At 65.1% G+C, this 25,981-nt stretch carries 32 protein-coding genes and 2 pseudogenes; 23 read left to right on the forward strand and 11 right to left on the reverse strand.

Annotated features, from left to right (window positions below):
- Positions 1-297 precede the first annotated feature (297 nt).
- Positions 298-690, reverse strand: a complete 393-nt coding sequence (locus tag ACTIF6_RS17465; RefSeq protein ID WP_439589329.1) for an aspartyl protease family protein — start codon at positions 688-690, stop codon at positions 298-300.
- A 386-nt stretch (positions 691-1,076) separates the two neighbouring features.
- Positions 1,077-1,535 carry a MerR family transcriptional regulator gene (locus ACTIF6_RS17470; RefSeq protein ID WP_439589201.1) on the reverse strand — a complete coding sequence of 153 codons (459 nt, stop codon included), beginning with the start codon at positions 1,533-1,535 and terminating at the stop codon, positions 1,077-1,079.
- 422 nt (positions 1,536-1,957) lie between these two features.
- Between ACTIF6_RS17470 and ACTIF6_RS17475 the strand changes: the two are divergent.
- The 3 genes and pseudogenes from ACTIF6_RS17475 to ACTIF6_RS17485 all read left to right on the forward strand — a co-directional run.
- A pseudogene (locus ACTIF6_RS17475) lies at positions 1,958-2,134 on the forward strand (twin-arginine translocation signal domain-containing protein); the annotation flags it as partial.
- Positions 2,135-2,210: 76 nt separating this feature from the next.
- Positions 2,211-2,453 (forward strand): hypothetical protein, encoded by a 243-nt coding sequence (locus ACTIF6_RS17480; protein WP_439589202.1) that lies wholly within the window; start codon positions 2,211-2,213, stop codon positions 2,451-2,453.
- 177 nt (positions 2,454-2,630) lie between these two features.
- Positions 2,631-2,882, forward strand: a complete 252-nt coding sequence (locus ACTIF6_RS17485; RefSeq protein WP_439589203.1) for a hypothetical protein — start codon at positions 2,631-2,633, stop codon at positions 2,880-2,882.
- On the opposite strand, the gene ACTIF6_RS17490 is transcribed toward ACTIF6_RS17485, so the two are convergent.
- The gene (locus ACTIF6_RS17490; RefSeq protein WP_439589204.1) at positions 2,863-3,270 is read right to left on the reverse strand and encodes a response regulator; all 408 of its coding nucleotides are present in this window, start codon (positions 3,268-3,270) and stop codon (positions 2,863-2,865) included. The two genes, ACTIF6_RS17485 and ACTIF6_RS17490, sit on opposite strands and share 20 nt — an antisense overlap.
- A gap of 119 nt (positions 3,271-3,389) precedes the next feature.
- Between ACTIF6_RS17490 and ACTIF6_RS17495 the strand changes: the two genes are divergently transcribed.
- From ACTIF6_RS17495 to ACTIF6_RS17550, 12 genes are all read left to right on the forward strand, one after another.
- Complete coding sequence (locus ACTIF6_RS17495) at positions 3,390-4,646, forward strand: RNA polymerase sigma factor (protein ID WP_439589205.1); 1,257 nt, start codon at positions 3,390-3,392, stop codon at positions 4,644-4,646.
- 22 nt (positions 4,647-4,668) lie between these two features.
- Positions 4,669-5,010, forward strand: coding sequence for a YciI family protein (locus tag ACTIF6_RS17500; protein ID WP_439589206.1), 342 nt, complete (start codon positions 4,669-4,671; stop codon positions 5,008-5,010).
- Positions 5,011-5,123: 113 nt separating this feature from the next.
- Entirely contained in the window at positions 5,124-5,918 is a 795-nt protein-coding gene (locus ACTIF6_RS17505) for an SDR family NAD(P)-dependent oxidoreductase (RefSeq protein ID WP_439589207.1), read from the forward strand.
- A 202-nt stretch (positions 5,919-6,120) separates the two neighbouring features.
- A complete protein-coding gene (locus tag ACTIF6_RS17510) occupies positions 6,121-6,603 on the forward strand; it encodes a Csu type fimbrial protein (protein ID WP_439589208.1) in 483 nt (160 codons plus the stop codon).
- 5 nt (positions 6,604-6,608) lie between these two features.
- Positions 6,609-7,451, forward strand: coding sequence for a fimbrial biogenesis chaperone (locus ACTIF6_RS17515; RefSeq protein WP_439589209.1), 843 nt, complete (start codon positions 6,609-6,611; stop codon positions 7,449-7,451).
- Positions 7,414-9,834, forward strand: a complete 2,421-nt coding sequence (locus ACTIF6_RS17520) for a fimbria/pilus outer membrane usher protein (RefSeq protein ID WP_439589210.1) — start codon at positions 7,414-7,416, stop codon at positions 9,832-9,834. Before ACTIF6_RS17515 ends, ACTIF6_RS17520 begins: the two co-directional genes overlap by 38 nt.
- A complete protein-coding gene (locus tag ACTIF6_RS17525) occupies positions 9,825-10,796 on the forward strand; it encodes a Csu type fimbrial protein (RefSeq protein ID WP_439589211.1) in 972 nt (323 codons plus the stop codon). Before ACTIF6_RS17520 ends, ACTIF6_RS17525 begins: the two co-directional genes overlap by 10 nt.
- Positions 10,797-10,881: 85 nt before the next feature.
- Positions 10,882-11,472 carry a TetR/AcrR family transcriptional regulator gene (locus ACTIF6_RS17530; protein ID WP_439589212.1) on the forward strand — a complete coding sequence of 197 codons (591 nt, stop codon included), beginning with the start codon at positions 10,882-10,884 and terminating at the stop codon, positions 11,470-11,472.
- A gap of 73 nt (positions 11,473-11,545) precedes the next feature.
- Complete coding sequence (locus ACTIF6_RS17535) at positions 11,546-12,253, forward strand: SDR family oxidoreductase (RefSeq protein ID WP_439589213.1); 708 nt, start codon at positions 11,546-11,548, stop codon at positions 12,251-12,253.
- Complete coding sequence (locus ACTIF6_RS17540) at positions 12,250-13,608, forward strand: MATE family efflux transporter (protein ID WP_439589214.1); 1,359 nt, start codon at positions 12,250-12,252, stop codon at positions 13,606-13,608. The genes ACTIF6_RS17535 and ACTIF6_RS17540 overlap by 4 nt, the downstream gene beginning before the upstream one ends.
- A 39-nt stretch (positions 13,609-13,647) precedes the next feature.
- Positions 13,648-14,073, forward strand: a complete 426-nt coding sequence (locus ACTIF6_RS17545) for a PaaI family thioesterase (protein WP_439589215.1) — start codon at positions 13,648-13,650, stop codon at positions 14,071-14,073.
- A 126-nt stretch (positions 14,074-14,199) separates the two neighbouring features.
- Positions 14,200-14,571, forward strand: a complete 372-nt coding sequence (locus tag ACTIF6_RS17550) for a DUF4148 domain-containing protein (protein WP_439589216.1) — start codon at positions 14,200-14,202, stop codon at positions 14,569-14,571.
- A 57-nt stretch (positions 14,572-14,628) separates the two neighbouring features.
- On the opposite strand, the gene ACTIF6_RS17555 is transcribed toward ACTIF6_RS17550, so the two are convergent.
- Positions 14,629-15,066, reverse strand: a complete 438-nt coding sequence (locus ACTIF6_RS17555) for a PACE efflux transporter (protein WP_439589217.1) — start codon at positions 15,064-15,066, stop codon at positions 14,629-14,631.
- A gap of 73 nt (positions 15,067-15,139) precedes the next feature.
- Here ACTIF6_RS17555 and ACTIF6_RS17560 point away from each other — a divergent pair, with 73 nt between their 5' ends.
- A complete protein-coding gene (locus ACTIF6_RS17560) occupies positions 15,140-16,024 on the forward strand; it encodes a LysR family transcriptional regulator (RefSeq protein ID WP_439589330.1) in 885 nt (294 codons plus the stop codon).
- A 4-nt stretch (positions 16,025-16,028) separates the two neighbouring features.
- On the opposite strand, the gene ACTIF6_RS17565 is transcribed toward ACTIF6_RS17560, so the two are convergent.
- The 3 genes from ACTIF6_RS17565 to ACTIF6_RS17575 form a co-directional block, all read right to left on the reverse strand.
- Positions 16,029-16,277, reverse strand: coding sequence for a hypothetical protein (locus ACTIF6_RS17565; RefSeq protein ID WP_439589218.1), 249 nt, complete (start codon positions 16,275-16,277; stop codon positions 16,029-16,031).
- 42 nt (positions 16,278-16,319) lie between these two features.
- Complete coding sequence (locus ACTIF6_RS17570) at positions 16,320-16,484, reverse strand: DUF1328 domain-containing protein (protein WP_439589219.1); 165 nt, start codon at positions 16,482-16,484, stop codon at positions 16,320-16,322.
- 131 nt (positions 16,485-16,615) lie between these two features.
- The gene (locus ACTIF6_RS17575; protein ID WP_439589220.1) at positions 16,616-17,248 is read right to left on the reverse strand and encodes a response regulator; all 633 of its coding nucleotides are present in this window, start codon (positions 17,246-17,248) and stop codon (positions 16,616-16,618) included.
- A 267-nt stretch (positions 17,249-17,515) separates the two neighbouring features.
- Here ACTIF6_RS17575 and ACTIF6_RS17580 point away from each other — a divergent pair, with 267 nt between their 5' ends.
- From ACTIF6_RS17580 to ACTIF6_RS17600, 5 genes are all read left to right on the forward strand, one after another.
- Positions 17,516-17,764, forward strand: coding sequence for a CsbD family protein (locus ACTIF6_RS17580; RefSeq protein ID WP_439589221.1), 249 nt, complete (start codon positions 17,516-17,518; stop codon positions 17,762-17,764).
- Positions 17,765-17,780: 16 nt separating this feature from the next.
- Complete coding sequence (locus tag ACTIF6_RS17585) at positions 17,781-18,221, forward strand: BON domain-containing protein (protein WP_439589222.1); 441 nt, start codon at positions 17,781-17,783, stop codon at positions 18,219-18,221.
- A 62-nt stretch (positions 18,222-18,283) separates the two neighbouring features.
- The gene (locus ACTIF6_RS17590) at positions 18,284-18,598 is read left to right on the forward strand and encodes a BON domain-containing protein (RefSeq protein WP_439589223.1); all 315 of its coding nucleotides are present in this window, start codon (positions 18,284-18,286) and stop codon (positions 18,596-18,598) included.
- Positions 18,599-18,750: 152 nt separating this feature from the next.
- Positions 18,751-19,155, forward strand: a complete 405-nt coding sequence (locus ACTIF6_RS17595; protein ID WP_439589224.1) for a response regulator — start codon at positions 18,751-18,753, stop codon at positions 19,153-19,155.
- Positions 19,156-19,177: 22 nt separating this feature from the next.
- The gene (locus ACTIF6_RS17600) at positions 19,178-20,566 is read left to right on the forward strand and encodes a sensor histidine kinase (protein ID WP_439589225.1); all 1,389 of its coding nucleotides are present in this window, start codon (positions 19,178-19,180) and stop codon (positions 20,564-20,566) included.
- Here the strand turns inward: ACTIF6_RS17600 and ACTIF6_RS17605 are convergent.
- From ACTIF6_RS17605 to ACTIF6_RS17615, 3 genes are read right to left on the reverse strand one after another with little or no spacing between them, the layout of a single operon-like run.
- Positions 20,545-21,501, reverse strand: a complete 957-nt coding sequence (locus tag ACTIF6_RS17605; RefSeq protein WP_439589226.1) for a lysylphosphatidylglycerol synthase domain-containing protein — start codon at positions 21,499-21,501, stop codon at positions 20,545-20,547. The genes ACTIF6_RS17600 and ACTIF6_RS17605 overlap by 22 nt on opposite strands.
- 14 nt (positions 21,502-21,515) lie before the next feature.
- On the reverse strand, positions 21,516-22,724 hold the full coding sequence (gene clsB / locus ACTIF6_RS17610) for a cardiolipin synthase ClsB (protein WP_439589227.1): 1,209 nt from the start codon (positions 22,722-22,724) through the stop codon (positions 21,516-21,518).
- Entirely contained in the window at positions 22,721-23,482 is a 762-nt protein-coding gene (locus ACTIF6_RS17615) for an endonuclease/exonuclease/phosphatase family protein (RefSeq protein ID WP_439589228.1), read from the reverse strand. Before ACTIF6_RS17615 ends, clsB begins: the two co-directional genes overlap by 4 nt.
- Before the next feature lie 104 nt (positions 23,483-23,586).
- Here ACTIF6_RS17615 and ACTIF6_RS17620 point away from each other — a divergent pair, with 104 nt between their 5' ends.
- Positions 23,587-24,219 (forward strand): 3'-5' exonuclease, encoded by a 633-nt coding sequence (locus tag ACTIF6_RS17620; protein WP_439589229.1) that lies wholly within the window; start codon positions 23,587-23,589, stop codon positions 24,217-24,219.
- On the opposite strand, the gene ACTIF6_RS17625 is transcribed toward ACTIF6_RS17620, so the two are convergent.
- Positions 24,200-24,709 (reverse strand): hypothetical protein, encoded by a 510-nt coding sequence (locus tag ACTIF6_RS17625; RefSeq protein ID WP_439589230.1) that lies wholly within the window; start codon positions 24,707-24,709, stop codon positions 24,200-24,202. The genes ACTIF6_RS17620 and ACTIF6_RS17625 overlap by 20 nt on opposite strands.
- Before the next feature lie 169 nt (positions 24,710-24,878).
- Between ACTIF6_RS17625 and ACTIF6_RS17630 the strand changes: the two are divergent.
- Positions 24,879-25,975 (forward strand): annotated as a pseudogene (locus tag ACTIF6_RS17630) (3-deoxy-7-phosphoheptulonate synthase).
- The last annotated feature ends 6 nt before the right edge of the window (positions 25,976-25,981 follow it).

Below are 25,981 nucleotides of genomic sequence, written 5' to 3' on the forward strand. Positions count from 1 at the left end.
AGGATAGAGCGGCAACGTGGCTCAGATTTCAACGTGAAAGCGTCCCGAAATGGCCCAGCTTTGGAAATGAATCAACACTCTATCGCGCTTACCGCGACTTCTACGTAGGTGAGTACTACCTGGACCTCATGAGCCGAGATAACCGTTGGTAGTTGCTGCTGCCCAGCCCATGCAGGCACTTCTTCCACGAAGCCAGCGTGCTGTTGGTCCAGTCGCCTACGCCCGGCACACCGTGTCGCGCCGCCAAGTCTCGCGCCGTGCTCTTATGCAGACTGAATGGCCCGCAGCGTCGCCTCGTCAGGAGTAGTCGAGCGTGAAGCGGCCACGCGGGCCGTCATAGTGCAATATGCCTAGCTTGAGAACATCACGGCCCAGCATGCCGTCTGTACCCTGGTTCTCAAGCGAGCGGGCCAAGACTTCGAGCGTTGAAAGACGCCAGGGCTGCTGCGTCGGGTTACCTAGTATCGTTAGCTCAACGCCATAGATATCAACGAGCTCTGGCACACCGCGAGAGGCTGAGGTGAGTACCCGAGTCTGACCGGTAGGCTCGATACCTAAACTTCGCATTAGCTGACTACTGAGCATCGTGCTGTCTGCGCCAGTATCAATAATGAGAGAGATTGGGATTGCATGTCCCACTTCATGCTGACGCCCGCGTTGAAAAAGCGCAGCTCGCCGCTGAGGACTCATCCACACCGTCGCATCGACGATGAGCCCGTTACCGCGAGCCTCAAGACTCAGCTGTTGCGGCACGGACCTAAATCGCGGGTGAAGTGCACCGTGCTCAGCTCAGCAGGTGAGACTCGCTTAACAAAAAAGGAGTCAAGGTCCAAAGTGGAGTACGCCCAATCCAACGCATCCCCGTAAGTGCTGAAAAACTTCAACAAATGCTGCCCCTGAATTACGACGTACTCGCCCTCATGTTGAGGAAGGATGCGAGGCAAGGCATCTTCAAAAGTTAAGAGCTCAGCTCTTGGCAAAACGTGTGTTGCTTCAACCATATAGGACCTCCTGTGCAGAGGTAAAACGCTAGACACCGTTTTACCTCGAATCTTTGCTCTAGCCACCTGCGCGCGTCAGCCTGTTGCAGCTTTTTGTTCCATCAAATCGACAACTTCGCGTCGAACTTGTTCAAGCTCAACCACAAACGCAAAAGCGTATTGACCGTCGGTTGCACGCTCCAAAGAGTCAGAAGCGCCCCTTAAGTACACATACTCACCGTCAGTCACCAGATGGGTCGCTGGCAGAGAAGTAAGCGTGATTCGGGGTTGATGGGCCCGAAGGTACTCGAGTCCCTTACGCATCCTGAGCGGGGAGATCCCAGCGTTGGACAAACGTGCAACCAACCTTAGGGCCACCACGTCGCCAAAAGAGTAGTGCCTTGGAATGCCATGACCGCGAGGGCAGTCACAAGACGGCAACACCAAGCCAGAGCGACACAAGTAGTTCAACATAGCCTTTGACAACCCAGCCAAGCGAGCAGCTTGAGTGGCAGAAAACCACTCGGTCGGGTTGTGTCGAGCAACCGGCGACATTTTAAAAAAAGTTTAGCGTCATACTGTGTTTATAGTGCAAAACTTCTCAAAGAATCAACCGCTTATCCACTTTATATACACAGGGTTTTCCACAGCCTCACTCTGAAGTTAGGAGCCGCTGGATCAAGCCATCGCTTCCTTTTCGAGCCCTCGACCGGGAGCACTAAGCAAGGGAGTTGGATCAAAGTGCGCGGTCTTCGCAAATCTGCAAGATCATCTTCCAATCCGATCGCCACACCGGCAACCCAGTTTCCACCCCCAAATCCCCAACCTTCCTCGCTGCGCCAATCCCCGCGCCACACACCAACAAAAACAACAACTTAACCGCGCCCCATAGGGTATTCCCGTGCCTTGATCAGGCTGGCTCACGAATTGCGATGCAGCCCCGGCCCCCCGATCAAAAGCACTGGAGACCACCCGTCATGGAAACCTTCTACGAGGTCATGCGCCGCAAAGGCCTTTCGCGCCGCAGCTTTCTCAAATAGGGCTCGCTCACGGCCACCTCGCTGGGGTTGGCGCCTTCTTTTGTGCCGCAGATGGCGCACGCCATGGAAAACAGGCCGCGCACGCCGGTGCTGTGGCTGCATGGGCTGGAATGCATCCGCAGCGCGCCATGAAGTGTCTCTGTGGGGTGCCGAACAGTCAAAACGGTGCATCGCCCCGCACCATGCAGGCATGAACCTGCTCGATCTCATGCAATGGCCGGCCATGGTGGTGACCTTGGTCGCCTCCTGGCTGGTGGCTTCGCGCAGCGCGGTGCGGCGCAACGTGGGCTTCTGGGTGTTTCTGGCGAGCAATGTGCTGTGGGTGGTATGGGGCTTGCATGCGGGGGCGTACGCACTGATCGCGCTGCAGGTGGGGCTGGCGGCGATGAACATCCGCGGCGCCATCAAGACCGACGCGCAAGCGAAGCACTGATGGGGGGCGGTGCCGTTGGCCGTTTTGAAGGTGCTGTCGTGAGAATTGGCACGCGTCCTACAAACCGTTCGCGCCGGGCGTCATATTCTTGCCTCGCAGCGGTGGCAGCATGTGAGTACAAAGTTTGAAGTCCATGTCGTTGGCCCCATTCGTTGATCTGTTTTCTGGAGGGCGTTCATGTTGGCGTACAAGATTTTTGGAGTGCAACCCGGCTTTGATGAAGGCTTGCTGTTCCACAGTTGCGTGCAGGATCTGCAGAGCCACCCCGACCTGTGGCTGGATGAGTGTCCGTACCTCGATCCGCGCCTGCCTGCCAGCTTGTTGTCGGGCTTTCGTGTGGAGCTGGTGAACGACGAAGAGCGGGCATTTGAGCACCGGGTGCCCGCACCGCAGAATCAGCAACCACAGGCTATGTCGATGGCGGCCTGACGGGCGGCAGGATCTGGCGGAGTTTTTCCAGGCTGACGGGCTTGGTGAAGTAGTGGTCCACCAGCCCGGCAGCCTCTGCCACCCGGGTGTGGGTGATGTCCTGGCCGGTGACCATGACGATCACGATGGCGTTGCCGTGCAGGGCGCGCACTTCCTTGACGATGTCCAGGCCGTCCATGTCGGGCAGGCCGAAATCCATGAGCACACACAGCGGAAAGTCCCGCGCGATGCAGGCCAGCGCGCTCGCGCCGCTGTGGCAGGTGCGCACACGGTAGCCGTCCATGGTGAGCGCCATGGCCAGGGTCTCGGCGGCTTCCGGCGAGTCGTCGACGACCAGCACGTCGAGTCCGTCGGCAGGCTGCGGCGCGGTATCGGTCAACGGGTCCATGTGGCGAGTTTCCAGTGGCGGTCTGACGGCGAAGGATTTCGACCGTTCAGCGGCCCATGTCGGTATTCTCGCGGCTGATGCGTCCTTCGGGGAAAGCGCCCCGCAACACCGCCGACGCCATGAACGACTCCGCCTGGATCACCGAGAGCCTGAAAGACAGCCGCGCCCGGGCGCTGGCGGCGCTGCTGCGCTATTTCCGCGATCTCGACACCGCCGAAGACGCCTTGCAGGAAGCCTGCGTGCAGGCCATCCGCGTGTGGTCTGCAGACGGGCCGCCTCGCGATCCGGTAGCCTGGCTGGTGCTGGTGGGCCGCAACGCGGGCATCGATGAGCTGCGGCGGCGCGCCCGCAACGAACCCCTGCCGGCCGAAGACATGATGTCCGACACGGACGACGCCGACCCCGCGCTGATCGACCGGCTGGAACGCTCGAGGTACCGCGACGACGTGCTTCGCCTGCTGTTCGTCTGCTGCCACTCGGCCTTGCCGCTCCCGCAGCAGCTGGCGCTGGCGCTGCGCGTGGTCTCGGGGCTTTCGCTGGCCGAACTGGCCAGCGCCTTTCTGGTGAGCGAAGACGCGATGGAACAGCGCATCACGCGGGCCAAGCGGCGCATTGGCGAACTGCGCGTGCCGTTCGAGGCGCCTGGCCGCATCGAAACCGGGCGCCGGCTTTCAGCGGTGCTGTCGACGCTGTACCTGGTGTTCAACGAGGGCTATGCGGCCAGTGGCGGCGAACAGCATCTGCGCCCGGCGCTTTGCGAAGAGGCGATTCGCCTGGTGCGCCTGCTGCACCAGCTCTTTGACGACGATGCCGAAGTGGGCGGGCTGGTGGCGCTGATGCTGTTGCAGCATGCCCGCGCAGCGGCCCGGCTGGACGCGGCGGGCGACATCGTGCTGCTGGAGGCGCAGGACCGCACGCGCTGGGACCCTGCCCAGATCGAACTGGGCCTGGCCTACCTGCACGACGCGCTGGCCCGGCAGGCGCCCGGGCCCTACCAGTTGCAGGCCGCCATTGCCGCCACGCACGCACGCGCGCCGTGCGCGGAGCTCACCGACTGGGGGGAGATCGATCGGCTCTATGCCGCGCTGGAAGCGCTGCAGCCTTCGCCGGTGGTGACGCTGAACCGGGCGGTGGCGGTGTCGAAGCTGCGCGGGCCTGCTGCGGCGCTTCGCCTGGTCGATCCACTGACGCAGAGCCTGGCCGGGTACTTCCATTTTCACGGCTTGCGCGGCGCGCTGCTGCACGAGCTGGACCGCCCTGAAGAAGCGCGGGCCGCGCTCGACTGCGCGCTGGCGATGGCCCGCACACCCGCCGAGAGGCGGCACATCCATGCCCGCCTGGACGCCTTGCGCGGCCGGGAACCTGATCGCAACTGAAGAAAGAGAAAGAGGCGTTCCGATGCTGTACTCGATCCTGATCTATGGCTCGGAAGCCGCCGTGGCGGCGTGGTCTGAACGCGAGGAGGCGGAGGTGATGGGCCGACACGCCGAGCTGCGCCGCGAGTTGCTGGCGCGGCACCAGCTGGGTCCGGTGATGCGGCTGGCGCCACCGGTCACGGATGGCCCCTTTGCCGAAACCAAGGAGCAGCTGATGGGCATCTACGTGATCGACTGTGCCTCGCCAGCCGATGCGCACGCGGCCGCTCAACGCCTCACGTTCGACACGGCACGCTTCGTGGTGCGCCCCATCGTGGCCTTTGCGCCCGGCGTGCTGCCCGTGCAGGGGATGGAGCCGGACTGATCGACGCGCCTGATCGATGCGCGGAGCAGTGTCGGAAAACACGGCGCACGCACGTCCTTGTGGAGCGACCGGCGGCAGGTTCGCCAGCCGGCGCGCAAGACAAGGAGTTCCTCATGGTTCTGGAAGGACGCACGGCCATCGTGTATGGCGGTGGTGGCGCTTTGGGTGGCGCGGCTGCACGCGCTTTCGCGCGCGCCGGCGCTCAGGTGTTTCTGGCGGGGCGTTCCGCGCCTCGCCTGGAGGCGGTGGCACGGGACATTGCCGCCGCTGGCGGATCGGCGCACTGGGACACGGTGGACGCACTGGACGCGGCGGCCGTCGAGCAGCACGCCGCCCGCGTGGCCGGGCGCGCCCCGGGCATTCACATCGCCTTCAATGCCATTGGCGTGGTGCACGTGCAGGGCGTGCCGCTGGAAGGGCTGTCGCTGGATGACTTCGCGCTGCCGGTGGACACCTACATCCGCAGCAGCTTCAACATCGCCAAGGCGGTGGCGCCGCACATGGTGCGCCAGCGCCGTGGCGTGGTGCTCTCGCTCACCACGCCAGCCTCGCGCATGGTGGGGCCGGGTTTTCTGGGCCACAGCGTGGCCTGCGCGGGCGTGGAGGCGTTTTCAAGGCACCTGGCCGGCGAGCTCGGCGCCAGCGATGTCCGCAGCGTGTGCGTTCGCTCGCATGCCATTCCGCAAACGCTGCCGCTGGGTTCGCACGCAGGGCCGGTGTTCGCCACCGAAGCGCGGCGCCTGGGGCTGACGGTGGACCAGATGCTGGAGGGTGCGGCTACCACCACCTTGCTCAAGCGCCTGCCCACGCTGGACGACCTGACCGCCACGCTCGTGTTCCTCGCGTCCGATGGCGCGGCGGCGATTTCGGGTGTCGTGGTGAACATGAGCGGGCTGGTGCTGGACTGATCACACCCCTCAAACGCAGCGCGGGCTGGAGCCGTTCCAAACACTCCATGTCGAAATTCAGCATTTGGTGACGCCCAAAATGCATTTGATGCCTTTCGTACTTCCATAAGCATCGGCTTCATTAGCCTTCCGACTAGGCCATGAAAAACTTGAACCTCCTGTTCAAGTCCGCATGCGCCGCTGAACCTTGGAAGGAATCATCATGCTCAGCCTGCGCCAGTTGTCGATCTTCACCGCCTGCCTCCTGGGCGCCTACGGTGCCCATGCCGCATCGGACACCGCCAACCTGACCGTCAAGGTGACCATCACAGCCACCTGCAACATCCACTCGGTGAGCCCGACGGATGTGGACTTCGGCAGCATCCAGTCCACCGCCATCGATACCGACGCGGCCGGTGCGCTCAGCGTCAACTGCACGCCGGGTACGGACTACACCATCGGCCTGGACGGCGGTGAGAACTTCAGCGGCGGCGAGCGCCGCATGGCCAAGGGCACCGACTACGTTGCCTACGAGCTCTACCGCGACGCGGGACGCTCGCAGGTCTGGGGCAACGACCTGGCCGGCTCGCTGGCCGGTACGGGCTCGGGCTCGGCCCAGACCATCCCGGTGTACGGTCGGATCGCCTCGGCGAACTCACCGGCCGGTGACTACACGGATGTGGTCATCGCCACGGTGACCTACTGATCCCGATGTCGGGTCGTGTGGCCACCCCCGCGCCACGCGGGGGTGCATGGGCACGCTGGCGCGTGGCCCTGTGGGCATCCGTGGCGCTGGGCTCTGGCCTGCCATTCGGCTCCGCCTGCGCGAGCGGCCTTCAGGTCACGCCCGTGCTGCTGGAGTTCGCCCCCGGTCAACGGGCGCAGGCGGTCTGGCTCAGCAATTCCGCCACGCATCCCGTCAAGGCCCAGGTCCGTGTGATGGCCTGGCGCCAGGTGGATGGCGAGGAAGCGCTCGAACGCACGACCGAGCTCGTGGCAAGCCCTCCGCTGGTGGAAATACCGCCGGGACAAACCCAGATCGTGCGGATCGTCCGTACGCCAGCCAGCAGCCCTCTGTCGGAGGCAGCCTACCGCCTGCTGGTCGATCAGCTGCCCGAGTCGCCCCACGTGGCCTCGCCCCAGGCGACCGTGCGCCCCGGCGGCGTGCAGTTCCTTTTTCGCTACCTGATCCCGGTCTTCGTCGCGCCACAGGAAAGGGCGGACAAAAGCCCTCCCGGCGCCGCGACCGGGTCCGCTCCCGCATCCCACGTCACCGCCCGGCTGACGCTCGCGGGAGACCAGAAGGTCTTGCTGACGATCCGCAACAACGGCCCCAGGCGCGTCAAGTTCAGCGGCCTGTCGTATGTCGATGCGGCCAGCGGCGAGAGCCAGGTGTTCAGTGCGGGCCTGTTTGGCTACGTCCTCTCCGGCACGGCAAGGCAATGGAGCCTGCCGGTGCCGGCCTCGCTCCAGCGGATCGACGGCACCCTCAAGGCGAGGATCAACGAGGACGACCATGAGACGGTCTTGGTGCAGGTCCCTGGTCAGCCCTGACGTCGCCGCTGCACTCCTGTTCGTGTCTGCGCTGTCCTGTGTCACGTTGGCTCAGGCCAGTGCACCGGACGCCTCCGCTCAGGTGCTCTACCTCGAAGCCCGGGTCAACCAGGTCCCGGCTCAGGGCCTCGTCCGCCTGACGATCTCGGGTGGACAGGTGTGGGCAGACCGCCAGGCCATGCACGACCTCGGCCTGAATCCGGACGGGCTGCCCGCAGGGCTCTGGCAACAGGAACAGATCCGGCTCGATCTGCTACACGACGTTCAGGTGCACTACGACGCACCCCACCAACGGGTGAGCGTTCTGGCGCCCGTGCATCTGCTGGAACGCAGCACCACCCACACCACGGGCCTCCAGCAGAAGACCCCGCTCCCGCTGGTGGACACTGCTTCATCAGGCCTGCTGCTGAACTACGACCTGTACCTGCAACGCTCGGCGCGCAGCGGGGGCGCATCCACGCACCTGAATGCATGGACCGAGTGGCGCCACTTCCAGCCGCTGGGGGTGTTCAGCCACACCATGCTCAGTCAGTGGTCGCAACGGGCGTCCGGTCCGGGCGCGGGGTCTTCGCACCTGCGGCTGGACACCAGCTGGCGCAGCGACTTTGCAGACAAGGGCCTTTCGCTGGTCCTGGGCGACACCGTGAGTTCGGCGCTGTCGTGGTTGCGCCCCGTGCGCTTGGGTGGCCTTCGCCTGGGGACGGACTTCGGCCTGCAGCCCTACCGCTCCACCAGTCCGCTGACCCGCTATGAAGGGCAGGCGGTGCTGCCGTCCACCGTGGACCTGTATGTCGATGGCCTGTTGAAGGAGCAACTGCAGGTTCTGCCCGGTGCCTTCACCATTGAAAGCCTCACCACCGTCAACGGCGCGGGCATGGCCCAGCTCGTCATCACGGACGCCACCGGCCAGCGGCGCACGCTGGACGTGCCCATCTACGGCACGGTGGAGCTGCTTCGCGAGGGGCTGGTGGAGGGGTCGTTCGAAGTCGGCGCAATGCGCCAGGCCTATGGACGCGAGTCTTTCTCGTACGCATCCGGAGCGGTGGCCAGCGGTTCCTGGCGCTACGGTTGGAGCGATGCCTTCACGGTGGAAGGCCAGGCGCAGTGGGGCCAAGGCGTCAGGCTGATCGGCTTCGGCGGCGTGGGCCGGCTCGGTGCGCAGGGTGGTGTGCTCAACGCGTCGCTCGCGGCCAGCGACGCGGCGGGTGGACCCACCGGCCAGCAGGCCAGCGCCGGCTTTCAGTGGCAGGCACGGCCGTGGCGATTCTCGGTGCGCAGCCAGCGCGCCTCGCCGCATTTCCGGGATCTGGCGCTGGTCGGTGGCACACCTTCGCCGCGCAGCAGCGACCGGGTGTTCTTCGGCTTCAGCCAGTCGGGGTGGGACATCGGAGCCACGGCGATGCGACAGCAGGAAGTTCACGGGCAGGCGCTGCGTCTGGCGAGCGTGGCATTGACACGGCAGCACACCGGCGGGCTGCGCTGGACGGTCGGTCTCTCCGAAACCCGATCGACCCGGAAAGACGCGCGCCTGAGTTTCCTGCTCAGCGTTCCGCTCGATCAGGGCGTCACGCTGTCGACCTCGGCGCAGCGACACGACGGCCAGCTTTCCGGAGGCTGGCAGGCCAGCCGGTCCGCCCTGCAGGACGGCGACTGGTCGTGGCGCATTGCGCAGAACGGGCCCAAGGGCTCGGCCCACCTGAACCTGAACCAGACCACACCCTATGGGCAGTGGGCCGGTTCGGTCGACCGGTACAACGGCGTGGGGACGGTGGGCTCAACCACCTCGTTCAGCACGTCGTTTGGCGGCGCGGTGGCGCTCATGGACCGCAGGGCGTTCCTCACCCGGCGCATCGACGATGCCTTCGCCCTGGTATCCACCCACGGACTCGAGGGCATTCCGGTGAAGCTGGAGAACCGGCCCATCGGGCGCACGGATTCGAACGGCCACCTGCTGGTGAACCGGCTGAACGCCAACCAGCGCAACCAGATCTCGGTGGACCTGCTGGACCTGGCATACGACGTGTCCGCCGCGCCCACCACCCTCCATGCCGTGCCGCAACGCTACAGCGGCGTGAGAGTGGACTTCGCTTTCCGGCGGGTGGTCTCGGCACGGGTGGCATTGCGCGATGCACTGGGTCGCCCCATTCCCATGGGCAGCACCGTGGTGGTGGAAAGCACCCACCGCGCCACGCCGGTTCAGGAACCCGCCATGACCCTCTTTCCGCACGTCGGCTACGACGGAGAAATCCTCATGGAGAACCCGGCGCCGGAGACCGTGCTCCGGGTCGACCTGCCGGGCGGCGCCAGCTGCCGCGTCCGGTTGCCCGAGACCGCACCCGATCCATCCGGTCAGATTCACCTGGGAGAAATGGCATGCAGATGACCTTCGTTCATCGAATCGGGCTGTGGGCTCTGGTGGCGGGTGGTGGCCTCTTCATGCCAGGACTTGCGCAGGCACAGAACTGCTGGGTCAGTGGCGGCATCGGCCTGAATTTCGGTGCCATCAGCGCCGTGAACCCGACGGACACGCAGACCACGTTGCCCTTCACCTGCGGAAGCGGGTCCACGCCGGCCTACGTGCGCGCGTGCCTGTACATCGCGGGCGGTTCGCCGGTGCCGGACGTCGATCCGCGCCAGATGACCAACTACAACGGCGCCTACCTTCGGTACAACCTGTTCTCCGATGCCGCGCGCACACAGATCATCGGGCCCCAGGGTGGCGGGTACCCGGAATACACGTGGACACTGCTGATCCCCGGCTCGGGCGGGTATGGACAGGCATCGGGTTCCATGCCGATCCATGGTCGGGTGTTCGCCGGGCAAGGCGCCCTGCCTGCCGGCAACTACCAGGCCCAGATACCCGATGGGCAACTCCGCTACGCCTTTGGGAGTGGCGGCTACCCGGCCAACTGTTCCAGCGGCACGAACATCGGCCTGGGGTTCTCGGGCAACCACGCCAATGTGCCTTCCGGATGCCAGATCACCGCCGTGACGGAGCTGGACTTCGGCACGCTGGCGTCCTCGCTCACGAGCTCGCACGACCAGTCCGCTTCGGTGACGCTGCGCTGCCCCAGTGGAACGCCCTGGCAGATCGGCATGGACAACGGCCAGCACCACGCCGGCAGCCGCCGCATGCACAACGGCGCGGGCGGGTATGTCGGCTACGGAATCTTTCGCGATGCCGCCCGGTCGCTCGCCTGGGGCAACAGCCTGGGCGCGAACACCGTCTCCGGCACCGGCACGGGCTCGCCCACCCCTGTCCCCATCCACGGTCGCATCCCGGCACAAGGCGGCGTGTCTTCGGGTTCGTACACGGACACCGTGATCGTGACCCTGACCTACTAGGGAGAAAAGAGCGAAGAGGGGGAAAACCAGATTTGCATGATGGTCATCATATGATGATCGTCATATTGACGGCTACAATGCCGCCATGGAAATCGCACCCAATCGCAAGGCACAGACCCACGAGCGCATCCTGGACACGGCGGCCCGCGTGATCCGGCGCACGGGTTTCAACGGTGTGGGCGTGGCCGACATCATGAAAGAGGCCGGCCTCACGCACGGTGGCTTCTATGCCCACTTTGCTTCGCGCGACGCGCTGCTGGCCGAGGCGCTGGCGCATGCGGGCCGGCAAAGCGCCGAGCGCATCGCCAAAGGCAATGCCACGCGCGAGGCGCGCGGCGCCAGCCCGTTTCGCGCGCTCGTCGAAGGCTATCTCTCGGACCGGCATCTGAGCGGCACCGAGAACGGTTGCGCGGTGGCTGCGCTGGCATCAGAGATGCCACGCCAGTCGCCCGAGGTGCGTGCCGCCGCTGCGCAACGCGTGCGCAGCCTCATCAAGCTGGTGGAAGGCGCGCTGCCTGCCGGTACCGAAGCCGCCCGTGCGCCTGCCATTGCCAGCCAGATGGTGGGTGCGCTGCAGCTCGCGAGGGCCCTGGGCGACAACACTGAGGGCAAGGCGCTGCTGGCCACCAACCGCAACGCCTTGCTGGCGCTTTTCGACACACCGTCCGACCACTGAGCGGCCACCAGTCTCCCTGTCGATCGACCGAAATTATGACGATCATCATATTCAACAACACGGAAGTCCCATCATGAAAATCCACGGCGCCACCCTTCTCATCACCGGGGCCAACCGCGGCATCGGTCTGGCCTTTGCCCGCGAGGCGCTGTCGCGCGGTGCACGCAAGGTCTACGCCGGCGCACGCGACCCCGCCAGCGTCACGCTGCCAGGCGTGGAGCCGATCGCGCTGGACGTGAACGACGACGCGCAGGTGGCCGCAGCCGCGCGGCAATGCGCTGACGTGACGCTGGTGATCAACAACGCAGGCATCGCATCGCCCGGTGGCTTCCTGGCCGACGGCGGCATCGCGTCCGCCCGCGCGCAGATGGAGACGAACTTCTTCGGCCCCTTGCGCGTGAGCCAGGCCTTTGCGCCCGTGCTGGCCGCCCACGGCGGCGGCGCGATCCTCAATGTGCTCTCGGTGGCGAGCTGGATCAACTCGCCCATGCTCTCGGTCTATGGCGCGAGCAAGTCGGCCGCCTGGGCCCTCACCAACGGTTTGCGCAACGACCTGCGCGCGCAGGGCACGCAGGTGCTGGGCCTGCACATGGGTTTCGTTGACACCGATCTCACACGGGGCATCGACATGCCGAAGACGTCGCCTGATGAGGTGGTGCGCCGCGCCTTTGACGCGCTGGAAGCCGGTGCCGAAGAAGTGCTCGGCGACGAGCTCACGCAACAGGTCAAACGGGGTCTCTCGGCCGAGCCCGGCATCTACCTGCGGGATGCCCGGGGATGAGCGCAACACTGGCCCAGACGCGCGTGCAGCAGATGCTGCATGCGCCGCTGCTGCCCACGCTGCTGCGCCTGGCCACGCCCAATGTGATGGGCCTGTTCGCCATGACGGTGGTGATCGGCTACGACGGCTACATCCTCGGACGCATCGGAGCCGATGCGCTGGCGGGCATCGCGCTGGTGTTTCCGCTCTCGATGCTGATGTTGCAGATGTCGGCCGGCGGCATTGGCGGCGCGACCACCGCCGCCGTGGCCCGCGCGCTGGGCGGCGGGCGAGGTGAGGACGCCAACCGCCTGGCTCAGCAGTCGATGTGGATCGCGTTGCTGCTGGCTGCGCTGTTCATGTTCGTGCTGCTGGGTTTCGGGCGCGGCATCTACAGCGCCATGGGTGGGCGCGGTGCGGCGCTGGAGACCGCGCTGGCGTATTCCAACGTGCTCTTCGGTGGCGCAGCGGTAATCTGGCTCACCAACGTGCTGGCCGCCGTGGTGCGCGGCGCCGGCAACATGCTGCTCCCTTCGCTGATGCTGCTCGGCACCGCCGTGCTGCACGTGATGCTTTGTCCATTGCTGGTGTTCGGCTGGGGTCCTGTGCCTGCCCTGGGTGTGGCGGGCGCTGCCGCCAGCACGCTCACCGTCAACGCGTTGTCGGCGCTGGTGATGGCCATCTACCTGCTGCGCACCGATGGCGCCGTGCACCTCAACCGCACGCCGTGGCGCGTGCACAGGCCACTGATGCGCGACATCCTGCGCGTGGGCCTGCCGGCCTCGATGAGCCCGGTGATCAGCAACGCATCGATCGCCGCTGCCACCGCCTTCGTGGGCAGCTACGGCACGGCGGCGCTGGCAGGTTATGGCGTGGCGGCACGGCTGGAATACATCCTGGTGCCGATCGCCTTCGGCTTCGGCACTGCGCTCACCGCCATGGTCGCGACCAACATGGGTGCGGGCCAATCTGCGCGCGCCTTGCGCGTGGCCTGGACGGGCGGTGCCCTGGTGGCGGCCATCACGGGCGTGATCGGGCTGGTCACCGCCATCGCACCCTCGCTGTGGATGAACCTGTTCACCAGCGACCCGGCGGTGCTGGGCTTCGGTGCGGCCTACCTGAACATCGTGGGCGCCTGCTACGCCTTCTTCGGCCTCGGCCTGGCATTGTTCTTCGCTTCGCAAGGAGCGGGGCGCATGTTCTGGCCGCTCACGGCCAGCATGGGACGCCTGGTGGTGCTGGTGGTGGGCGGCTGGCTCTGCGTGCATGTGTTCCAGGCGCCTGCCACGGTTTTCTTCGCCATCGTTGCCTTCAGCCTCGTGGTCTACGGCTCCACCCTGGCCATCGCCATCCGCCTCGGCAGCTGGACGCGATGAGCGCCATCCATTCGCACACATTCATCAAAGGAGACCCCCGTGAGCAATAACTCGGTTGAAGAATGGAACCAGCGCGGTGCCGGCGCGCTGCCCGGCCACCTGGGTCTGGTGGTCACGCACCTGAGCGCGGACGAAGTCCGTGCCGAGCTCGATGTGTGTCCCAACACCATGGCGCCCAACGGCTTCCTGCACGCGGGCAGCATCGTCACGCTGGCAGACACCTGCTCGGGCTATGGCTGCGTGGCCAACCTGCCGCAGGGTGCCAATGGCTTCACCACCATCGAACTCAAGAGCAACCATCTGGGCACCGCGCTCACGGGCACCATTGAATGCGTGGCACGGCCAGTGCACCTGGGCCGTACCACACAGGTGTGGGACGCGGTGGTGACACACCGCGAGACGGGCAAGACGATTGCGCTGTTCCGTTGCACGCAGATGGTGCTGTACCCGAAGGCCGCCGGCTGAGCCCGCGTGGCAAGTTGTCAAAAAAGGTTTCAGGCGCGAAATGAGTTGAATCCGGTGACCCGGCAAGGGCGTATTCAGTGGGCAACCCAACGCCGGCACGCCGGTATCCACTGAAAGGAAACTCTCATGAAATCCGCACGCATTTCCCTTATCGCCCTGTCCATCGCAGCCGCCAGCGCAGGCAGCGCCTTCGCCGCCGAACCCATCGCCAATGGCGAGATCGGTTCCACGATGCAAGTCAAGAAGCAGCTGATGGAAAACACCCACATGGGCAAGAGCCGCGCTGAAGTGGCAACTGAACTCCGCAACGCCAAGGCCAACGGCACGCTGATCGACAACGGTGAAATCGGCTCCACCCTGCAGGTCAAGAAGCAGCTGATGGAAAAGACCACCTTCAACAAGACGCGCGCCGATGTGGTCGGTGAACTGCGCAACGCTGAAGCCAATGGCACGCTGATGGCCAACGGCGAGCTCAGCAACCTGCAGCGCTTCAACTGATCCTCAGCCTCAGCCCACAACAGCCGCGCGTGCATCGCGCGGCTGTCGGCTGTGCGCTCAGGCCCCTTGCCCGACGGGCAAGGCCGACGCCGGCAGGCCGAACAGCCGATCGAACAACAGGTTGAACACGAAGGTGTAGATCAGGAAGAAGACGATCAGGCCGAGGTCGAGCACGAAGGCCTGCCAGAGCGAGATCTCCAGCCACCACGCAAAGAGCGGCACCAGCGTGAACACCAGGCCGCCTTCGAAACCGATGGCGTGAGCAACCCGGCGGCCCAGACTGCGGCCTTTGGTGGCTTGCCGGCTTTCCCAACGCTCGAACAGGCTGTTGAAGACCAGGTTCCACACCACCGCAATCGCGGAAGCGGCCACGGCCGCCACACCGGCGTGGCCCATGCTGGCGCCCGCCAGCAGCGCCAACCCCACGCTCGAGAAGGCGATGGCGAAGAGCTCGTAGAGCGTGACGTAGACGATTTTTCGTTTGATGCCTTGCATGCGGCGCAGTTTAGGTGCGTCTGACTGACGGTAGAAGTCAGATACTTTCAGAAATTCTGATATGTTGCGGCCCATGGCCTTCAACAGCGACAACGTGCGGGTGTTTCTGGCGGTGCTGGATACCGGCTCGTTCTCTGCCGCCGCGCGCTCACTCGGACGGGTGCCCTCGGCCGTGAGCATGACGATCGCGCAACTGGAGGCCGAGCTCGATCTGATGTTGTTCGATCGCCGCACGCGCGAGCCACGACCCACCGATGTGGCCCGGGCCCTGGAGCCCCAAGCCAGACAGATCGCCAGTCAGTTGCGGCAGTTGCAGGCCCACGCGCAGGAACTCCATCAGGGGCTTGAAAAGCGCCTCACGCTGGCGATCGCGCCCGAGCTGCTGTCGGTGCCATGGAGCCAACCGCTGGCCATCCTGGCCCAGGAATTTCCTTCGCTGGATGTGGAAGTGCTGTCAGCACCGCAGGCGGCCGCGCTGCGCATGCTGCATGCCGGAGAGGCCCAGTTGGCGCTGGTGTTCGAGCGTCCGGGCACCGACGAGCGTGAAAGCTTTCAGGAGTTGGGCCACGAGACGCTGGTGGCGGTGATGTCGCCAGAGCATCCCGATGCCAGAACCCGCCAGGACCACCTGAGCCTGAAGGACCTGCTCGACGTCCGGCAGATTGCGGTGGCCAGCCGGGATGCCCACGGCGCTGATCCGCGCCTGTTGGTCGCGCGACAGATCTGGCGCACCGACAGCCATCTGGCCACCCTCAGCCTGGTGCAGGCGGGATTGGGCTGGGCTTACCTGCCGCAGCGCCTGGTGGAGCCACTGGTGGCCTCTGGCCAACTGGTGGAAATCCGGTTCGGCAACATGAGCAACCAGCTGCGGCTCTGGGTCGATGTGGTGTGGCAGAACGATCAGCCGCTCGGGTTGGGGGCCAAGCGCTTCATCGAGCTGATGCGCCTGGCGACCTGAAGGCTCAATAGTCGCTGCGCGAGCGACCCAGCCAGCCGATCAACACTGCGGCGAGGGCGCCCAATGCAACAGCGGCCACCAGTGATTTCACGGGCTCGTCGCGCACATAGCCCACCGTCTGGTCACCGACACGAGACGCCTGGTGGCGCAGCGTGTCGATGCTGTGGTGAGCGGCGCGTGCGACGCGGTCGGAAACATCGCTGGCGGTGTCCAGCGCCTGGCGGGTGAGATCTTGCGATGGGGTCTTGAACATGTGAGGCTCCTGTGAGAAGGGTGAAGGAAAGCTCGTCGAGCTTCAGCGCTTTCGCACGAGGTCGGCCACCAGCGACACCAGCGCCAGGATGATGAACACTCCAAAGAGGATCTTGGCGATGCCTGCGGCGCCTGCGGCAATACCGCCGAAGCCGAGGACGGCAGCGACCAGGGCAATGATGAAGAAGACAACAGCGTAGTGCAGCATGAAAGCTCTCCAGATGGATTCGCAACGACCATCATTGCGATGTATCCACTGTAGGGATCGACGCTGCAGTTGCCTGCAAGCCAACACCTCACTGGCTTGTAGGACGGCACCGACTGGACCGCGCCAGCCGCTTACTGGATCAGGCCGTTCTTGAGTGCGTAATAGGTCAGGTCGCTGTTGCTGGCGAGCTTGAGCTTCTCCAGAACGCGGGTGCGGTAGGTGCTCACGGTCTTCACGCTGAGGAACATGTTCTCGGCCATGTGACCAATGGTCTCGCCCTTGGCCAGCCGCAGGAAAACCTGGAGCTCGCGCTCGGAGAGCAATTCGTGCGGCGGGCGTTCGGCTTCACCCACCGCGCCGTCGGCCAGCAACTCGGCCACCGCCGGGCTGATGTAGCGCCGGCCGCGAAAGACCGTGCGAATGGCGTTGACGATCTCCTCGGGCGCACATTCCTTGTTCAGGTAGCCGCTGGCGCCATGGCGCAGCAGGGTGGTGGCGTACTGCGCCTCGGGGAAGCCGCTGAGGATGAGAACGTGCAGATCCGGAAAGCGCGCCTTGATGGCCTGCAGCGCGTCCACGCCACCGTGCTCGGGCATGGAGATGTCCATCAGCAGCACGTCCACCTCACCCGTGCGCGCCAGGTCCAGGGCTTCGCGGCCGTTGTTGGCTTCGCCCGTGACGCGCAGGTCCACGTGCTCGGTGAGGAACTGGCGCAGTCCAGAACGCACGATGGCGTGGTCGTCGACGATTCCGACTCTGATCATGGTGACCTCTGATGGCGTGTGGCCGTGGCTGGGTGGTGGGTGAGAGCGGGCAATTTAACAGGCGCCGGGCACGGCTTGCGTCGGACAGCTCCTACAACCCTCCGCTTTCGATCGGATACGTCCTACACCGCAGCGGCGGCCTGCCCGACATCTTCCACGAGGAGGCAAACCTACAGTTCATTCACGGCAACGCGATACGAACAACGCCAGCCGGGACGGGCATACCGCCGGTCCGACACGACATCAGCAACTTTTAAGGAGATGCATATGAACTGGGATCGCATTGAAGGCAACTGGAAGCAACTCAAGGGCCGCGTGGTCGAGAAGTGGGGCAAGCTCACCGACGACGACTTCGACGTTGTTGCCGGCCGTCGCGAACAGCTCGCCGGCAAGATCCAGGAACGCTACGGCGTGGCCAAGGACGAAGCCGAGCGACAGGTCGCCGCCTGGGAGCGCAGTGCTGGCGACGACTGGTTCGACAGCCCCTCGGCGAAGCGCCCGACCGAAAAGCTCTGACTGAAAGGACATCACCATGAAAACGCAAACCCGTCACCTCACCCTGATTGCCGCTGCGGCAGCCACCATCGCGCTCGCCGCCTGCGGCAAGAACGAAGACGCCACTGTGGGTCAGCAGATCGATAGCGGCGTCAACCAGACGCAAAGCGCTGGGACCCAGATGCAGAACGACGCCAGGGAAGCAGCGAAGGACATGCAGGCCGCTGGTTCTGAAGCCGGCCAGGCCGTGGCTGAAGGCGCCAGCGACATGGCCATCACCGCCAAGGTGAATGCCGCCCTGGCTGCCGACGACAAGTTGAGTGCGCTGCAGATCAACGTCGATACCGACGGCGGTCGCGTCGCCCTCAAGGGCACCGCGCCCGATGCCGACTCGCGCGATCGCGCCACCACACTGGCCGCCGCGGTGGATGGCGTGGTTGCCGTGGACAACCGCCTGGTCGTGCAGAAGAACAGCTGATCAACCCCGGGGAGCGTCCCTGAGGAGGGCGCCGCTTCCCATCATTCCTAGGAAAACACATCATGAAGATCGCAACCGCACTGGTGGCTGTCGCCGCCACTTTCTCTCTGGTCCAGATCACGGGCTGCGCCGTCGCGCGCGACCAGCAGACGGTCGGAGCCTACGTCGACGATGCCGCCATCACCACCCGCGTGAAGGCTCGTTTCGCCGAGGACAAGACGGTGAGCGCCACGTCCATCAGCGTGGAAACGCTCAATGGCACGGTGCAGCTTTCGGGCTTTGCCAAGTCGAACGCCGAAAAATCCACCGCCGAGAACCTGGCCAAGGCGACCCCCGGCGTGAAGGGCGTGCGAAACGACATCGTGGTGCGCCCCTGAAATTCCGAGCCCGTGCTGTAGGACGAAACCTACAGACACGGCGCCGGGACTGGAGCAAGCTCGGGGCGGGGAGGCGCGGCAAGACCGCCCATACCCGCCCCGAGCCGTTTACAGTCGTTTCTTTTCACCGCTTCGAACTCCCATCCCCCTCCATGGCGTCACTGAGAACCTTCATCGTTGAGGACAACCCGGTGATCTATGAGAACCTGGTGTCCACACTGGAAGAACTCACCAACGTCGAGGTGGTGGGGCGAGCCATGGACGAGCGCAGTGCAACCCAGTGGTTGCAGGGACAGGGCAAGTCCGTCGACCTGTTGATCATCGATATCTTCCTGCTTTCTGGTTCTGGCCTGGGCGTGCTCAAGGCAGCGCAGGAAGCTGGTCTGCAGGCCAGGCGTGTGGTGCTCACCAACTACGCCACCGCCGACATCCGGCGACGCTGCGAAGTGCTCGGCGCGAACCGGGTGTTCGACAAATCCCATGAGCTGGAAGATCTCATCGACTACTGCGCCCACGTGTCTGATGGTGGTGGCACGGTGCCTGGCGACCTGAACTAGTCATGGGTCTTCAGGAACCCGGATGATCAAGTCCTCGATCGAACGCGTCGCGCGCACGCGCTACGTCATGCCCATCGTGCTGGCGCTGGCTGTGATCACGATCGTCATCAATGAATCCACGTACCAGCATTCCCGCACCACGCTGGAGAGCGGCATCCGCTTGTCTGATGCCCGTCATCAGGCCTTGCGCGCGCTGCAGGCCCTCACCGATGCCGAGACAGCCACGCGTGCCTACCTGATCAACGGACAGGAGATTTACCGGTCCGACTACCGGGAGGCCATCGAAACCCTGCGCGCGGCGCAGGAGGGCGCTTTCCAGCGCATCGCCGACGCTGACCCCCGGCGCACCGTGTCGGTGGAAGCCGTGCGGACACGAATTCAGAACCGGGTGGCGGCACTGGAGGAGTGGATTGCCTCCACGGAACGGGGTCAGCGCACGCGTGCGCACATCCTCGCGAGCAGTGACCGCAGCCGCCAGGGCTACGTGGAGCTGCGGCAGGAATTCGACCACGTCCTCGACCGGGCTGCCGCCGCGCAGCAGACGACACGGCTCTCTCTTTTCGACGCCATCATGCTCAACCGCCTGGCCCTTCACGCACTGGTTCTGGTGGCGGTGATGGCGTTGTTGATGTTCATGCGCCAGTTGCGCGAGAGCGACGAGCGCAAGGCGCGCGAGAGCCAGGTGCTGGAACTCGAGATTGCGGTTCGAACCGCCGAGCTGCGCGAACTGGCGGGCCACCTGGTGAACACCCGCGAGGACGAGCGTGGTCGCGTTGCCCGCGAACTGCACGATGAAATGGGCGGCCTGCTCACAGCCATGAAACTGGAAATGGCCCGCCTGCGCCGCGTGCCCGATCTGCCACCCGTGGCGCGAGAGCGCCTGGGCGGCATTGAACAGCGACTCAACGAGGGCATCGCCGTCAAGCGCCGCATTGTCGAGAACCTGCGGCCGTCTTCGCTGGACCAGCTCGGCCTCATCGCCGCACTGGAGGTGCTGTGCCAGGACGTCTCCAGCAGCCTGGGCATTCCTGTCGTGCCGCAGCTGGAGGCCGTGGAGCTGGATCGGGAGGCCGAACTGACGGTCTACCGCGTGGTGCAGGAATCGTTGACGAACATCAGCAAGTACGCCAATGCGCGCCATGCATGGGTCTCACTCATGCGCCAGGAAGGCCAGGCGCGCCTGCTGGTGCGCGACGATGGAAAGGGCTTCGACCCGAGCCAGGTGCGCGCAGGCCATCATGGTCTTTTGGGCATGCGGGTTCGCGTGGAGTCGCACACCGGCAAGTTGACCATCACCAGCGCGCCGGGCCAGGGCACGCGCGTGAGCGTGGAGCTGCCCTTGTTCTCGCCGCCGCCTCCCGCCCCGGTGGAACTGGCCAGCACACAGGATCAGGCGGGCGCCCCGTCCTGAGGACGGGTGCGTCGACGGCGGCGCGCCGCGGCTTCGCTCAGGCCATACGCTGGCAGCGCGAAGCACAACGGAAGCAGGTAATAGATGGCGCGGTAGACCAGCACCACGGCCAGCACCTCCGCCACCGGCAACAAGTCTCCGAGCGACGCGGCGAAGACCGCCTCCAGCACGCCCAGGCCCGCAGGCACGTGCGTAAGCACGCCAGCCACCGCCGCCAGCAGCAGGGCGCCCAGCACGTCGAGGTAGTCGATGCGGCCGGCAAACACGCTCCAGACAATCGCCCCGATGAGCAACCAGCTCGTCCCACCCAGGGCCGCCTGCAGCAGCGCCAACGGCCCGCTGGCCAACTCGAGTCGATGCTCTCGCCAGGACAGCTGGCGTCGGCGCGAGAAGAAGCACAGGGCGACGTACACCACCGTCAAAAGGATCATGGCCAGGCCAAGGGTTTGCAGCAGCAGAAGATCGCTTGAAACCCAGCTTTCGGTCAGGCGCGGCGGCGCCCACAGCAGCACCGCGCCAGCCACCCACGAATAGCCCAGCCAGTTGGTCACCATGCTGTAGGCGATGACCTTCGCCACCGTGGGCGCGGACAACCCCCATCGCGTGTACAGGCGAAGACGCATGGCCATGCCGCCCACCAGCGAGCCGAAGTTCAGGTTGAAGGCGTAGCTGATGGCCGCTGTGCCGAGGCTGCGGCCAGCGGATATGCGCGCCCGGGTGAGATGACGTCCGATCAGGTCGAAGCTGGCATAGAGCGTGTAGCTCAGTGCGGCGAGCGAGGTCGCCAGCACCAGCTGTCTGGCCGGGATCGCTTGCACCGCCGCCCACACCTCGACCCATTCCACAGCGCGTGCCTGGCGGGCCACCAGCGCCAGCACCAGCACCGCCAGCAGCCAGGGAAATGCCTTTCGGGTCCAGCCCCACAAGGTGCGCATGCGGGGACTCCTGTTCATGTGGGTTCGTCGCCCATGGGCACCACACGCGGTGGTGGTGCGGTCAGCCGCTGCATCCAGACCGGGAAGCGGCGCAGGGCGTGGAACACCACGAAGCTGCGCACGCCGATCCAGGCCGAGCGCAGTTTGCCGGGTACCGGCCGCTCCACCAGCTTGCAGTGCGATGTCATGAGTTGTTCAATGCGTTCCCGCAGATGGCGGGCGAATGCTTCGTCGCGCACGATGACGTTGGCTTCCAGGTTCAGGCTGAGGCTGGTCGGATCCAGGTTGCTGGAACCGACCGTGGCCCAGCGATCGTCGATCACCGCGACCTTGGCGTGCAGGGGCCGTTCGCAATACTGGTGCACGCGCACACCGGCGCGGATGAGGTGCCGGTAGAGCAACTCGGTGGCGCGCATGACCCACACCATGTCGGGCTGGCCCTGCATGACCAGGTCGACCTGCACGCCGCGCCGGGCTGCTCGACGCAGGTCCCGAAGCAGACGGTAGCCCGGAAAGAAGTAGGCGTTGGCGATGAGGATGCGATGGCGCGCGCTGCGGATCGCCGCGCGGTAATGGCGCTCGATGTCGCTGCGGTGCAGGTGGTTGTCGCGCGTCACGAAGGCGGCCACCGCTCCGTCTTCGACCTCGCGTTCCTCTTCGGCGCGATCGCGCATGTTCCGCCAGCGCTGCACCCATGCCCGACGTGAAGGTTGTGGTGCCTCCACGTTGGCGCGGCAGAAGGCCTGAATCTGACCCACGAGCGGCCCTTCCACCTCGACTGCGTAATCCTGCTTGGCCTGCGGGCCGAATTCGGCAATATGGTCGATGGAGTAGTTGATGCCGCCGACGAACGCATGCTGGCCATCGACCACCACGATCTTGTGGTGCATGCGACGCAGCAGGTTCACACGCGCACCGAAGAGGCGCCGTACCGGCTCGAAAGCTCGCAGGCGCACGCCGGCGTCCAGCAGTGGCTGGGTGAAGGACGGCGGCAGGTCGGGAGAGCCCCAGCCATCGATCAGCACATGCACGGTGGCACCATTCGCGGCGGCACTCAGCAAGGCCCTGTGAAGCTGACGACCCACCTTGTCGTCGAACAGGATGAAGGTCTCCAGCAGCACTTCTTCCTTTGCCTGCGAGATCGCCTCGAACACGCGCGGGTAGTAACCCTCGCCGTTTTCCAGCAGGGTGATGCGGTTGCCAGGCAGCCAATGCGAGTTCATGTCGCCTCCAGCAGATCGATCTCGGCCGCCAGCGGCGCGTGATCGGAGAGATGGGCCCAGGGGCTGTGCGGCAGGGGCAAAGGTCTTGCGGCAGCCACACCGCGTGTGTAGATGCGATCAAGCCTCAGCCAGGGCCAGCGGGCGGGAAAGGTGCGGGCATGGTGGCCGAAGGCGCCGCGAAACACCTCCCGCAAACCCGCAGGAGCCAGCGCGGCGTCGGCGCGTGAACGCCAGTCGTTGAAGTCGCCAGCGACCACCAGCGGCGAGTCGGCGGGCACCTCGCTTTGGACCATCTCGCACAGGCTGGCCATCTGGCGGGCACGATGGGACTCGCTGAGTCCCAGGTGCACGCAGATCACATGCAGCTCCGGCTCGTGTTCGTCCAGTGTGAGCGCGCAATGAAGCATGCCTCGCGGTTCAGATCCCTTGATCGACATATCGTGGTTGTGGCTGTGCCGAACGGGAAAGCGCGACAGCACCGCGTTGCCATGGTCTTTGCCCTGAGCAACGGCGTTGCGTCCATAGGCGTGATCCGACCAGATCTGATCGGCCAGGAACTCGTACTGCGCCCCCACCGACGACGCATGTGCAGGACCCGATGCACCACTGACTTCCTGCAGGAAGACAAGGTCGCTCTGTTCGGCCCGCACCGCATCCCGCAGCTCGTGCAGCACGAAGCGGTTGTTGAATGCGTTGTAGCCCTTGTGGATGTTCACGGTGAGGACGCGAATGGTTCGCGAGATTCTGGTTTCGCGCATGCAGCCAGCATGACACGCGGGTGTGGCATCAACAAGGTTCGAGCCGCAGGATAAGCTCATGTCCTACAAACGACTTCCGCCGTTCCGACACGAACCCCATCACCATGAACCGCATCGCCGTCATCGACTTCGAAACCACGGGCATCTCGCCCTCAGCGGGCGACCGCGCCACCGAGGTGGCGGTGGTGATCCTGGAGCAAGGGCGTGTGGTCGATCGCTACCAGAGCCTCATGAACGCAGGGGTGCGCGTCCCGTCGTTCATCACACAGCTCACCGGCATCACCAACGCCATGGTGGCAACCGCGCCTTCGGCCGAGCGCGTGATGCGAGAGGCCGCAGAATTCGTCGGCGACCTGCCCATGGTGGCGCACAACGCTTCCTTCGACAGGCGCTTCTGGTGTGCGGAACTGGCACTGGCCGGCCAGGCTGCGCCGCACGCCTTTGCCTGCACGGTGCTGCTGTCGCGCCGGCTCTACCCCGAAGCACCGAGCCACAGGCTGGGTACCCTGGTGGACCATTTCCGGCTGCCGCGCACAGGTCAGGCGCACCGGGCTCTGGCCGATGCCGAGATGGCGGCGGAGTTGCTCGCGCGCATCCAGCAGGATTTGCGCACGCGCCACGGCGTGGCGCAGCCCGATCACGCCTTCCTGATGGCCATGCAACGATGCACGCGCGCGGCCTTGCCCACGTTCATGCAGGCCCGGGCGAAGGGTGCGCTCAGTTCAGCCGCAGCTTGAACTGGATGATGACGGCACCATCGACTTTGCCCATCGAGGGAATCACGCCGAGGTTGATGCCGAAGTGACGGCCTTCGATGGTGGCTAGCGGCAACGCGGCAAAGAAGCTGCCGCCGTTGGCCAGGGAGGGATAGCCGTTCATCACGCCCAGTGCCGCGCCCAGCTTCACCGGGCCCAGTTGCCAGGGCTGCCAGTTCACCGCCGCGTACGATGTGGTCTTGTACACACTGTTGTAGTACGCCCCGGCCATGTAGGCGATTTCCGGACTTGTGCGGTATTCCAGGCCCAGGCCCAGGTTGTTCTCGTTGTAGCCCTTGCTGTTGGAGAAGTGGCGCGAGAAACCACCCAGATTCACCCAGAACTGCGGCTTGTAGGTGTTCCCTGTCTCAGCCACCTTGGGTGCCTCGGCCGTTGCAGCGCCCGCCACACCAGGTGCCAGGCCAAACAGGCAGGCACTGGCCAGCGAGCAGATGCAGTACAAAGTCTTCATGGGTCCCCCGAGTCGGGCGGAACCGCCGCCCGTGTGTGTCACATTCAGTTTCGGCCGTACCCAACTGCAACTTGAATCGACAGACCTCCAGAGATGGCATCCGTGTGACATTTCCACAGATTCCGGGCGCAAACACGACCCCAGTGGCCAAAAACGCACAGCAACGACCATGAAAACCCACACGCCCCACGCACCACTGTCAACCCACGACACCACCCGCATCGATGATCTGCGCATCGGCGCCGTGCGACCCCTGATCACGCCAGCCCTGCTGCAGGAATGGCAACCGGCGCCCGACGCGGCGCAAGGGCTGGTAGAGCGCAGCCGGGCCGACATTTCTCGCGTGCTGCATGGGCAGGACGACCGGCTGGTGGTCGTGGTGGGGCCATGCTCCATCCACGACCATGAGCAAGCCATGGACTACGCACGACAGCTCAAGGCCAGCGCCGATGGGCTGGCCGAAGACCTGCTGGTGGTGATGCGTGTGTACTTCGAGAAACCGCGCACCACAGTAGGCTGGAAGGGTTACATCAACGACCCGCATCTGGACGGCAGCTTCGCCATCAACGAGGGACTCGAGCTGGCGCGCGCCCTGCTGCTGGACGTGCTGGCGCTGGGCCTGCCGGTGGGCACCGAGTTCCTGGATCTGCTCAGCCCGCAGTTCATCAGCGACCTCGTGAGTTGGGGTGCCATTGGTGCTCGCACCACCGAAAGCCAGAGCCACCGCCAGCTCGCGAGTGGCCTGAGCTGTCCGGTGGGGTTCAAGAATGGCACCGATGGGGGGTGAAAGTGGCCAGCGACGCCATCCAGGCCGCACGGGCCGAACACGCCTTCATGGGCATGACCAAGATGGGGCAAGCGGCCATCTTCGAGACGCGCGGCAACGACGACTGCCACGTGATCCTGCGCGGCGGTGCCCAACCCAATTACAGCGCGGCCGACGTGGATGCGGCCTGCGCGCTGTTGAAGAAGGCTGGTCTGCGCGAACAGGTCATGGTGGACGTCTCGCACGCCAACAGCAGCAAGCAACACCTGCGGCAGATCGAGGTGGCCGCCGAAGTGGCAGCGCAAGTGGCCGCCGGCGATGGGCGCATCATGGGTCTGATGATCGAGAGCCACTTGTCCGAAGGACGCCAGGACATCGTGCCCGGTGAACCCCTGAAGCGCGGCGTGAGCGTGACCGACGCCTGCATTTCGTTCGAGCAGACTGTGCCGGTGCTCGAAGGGTTGGCCTCTGCGGTTCGCGTGCGGCGTGGGCGCAAATAGGCAACC

Origin of the sequence: Hydrogenophaga sp. (assembly GCF_051860785.1) — a bacterium.
Classification (GTDB): domain Bacteria; phylum Pseudomonadota; class Gammaproteobacteria; order Burkholderiales; family Burkholderiaceae_C; genus Hydrogenophaga.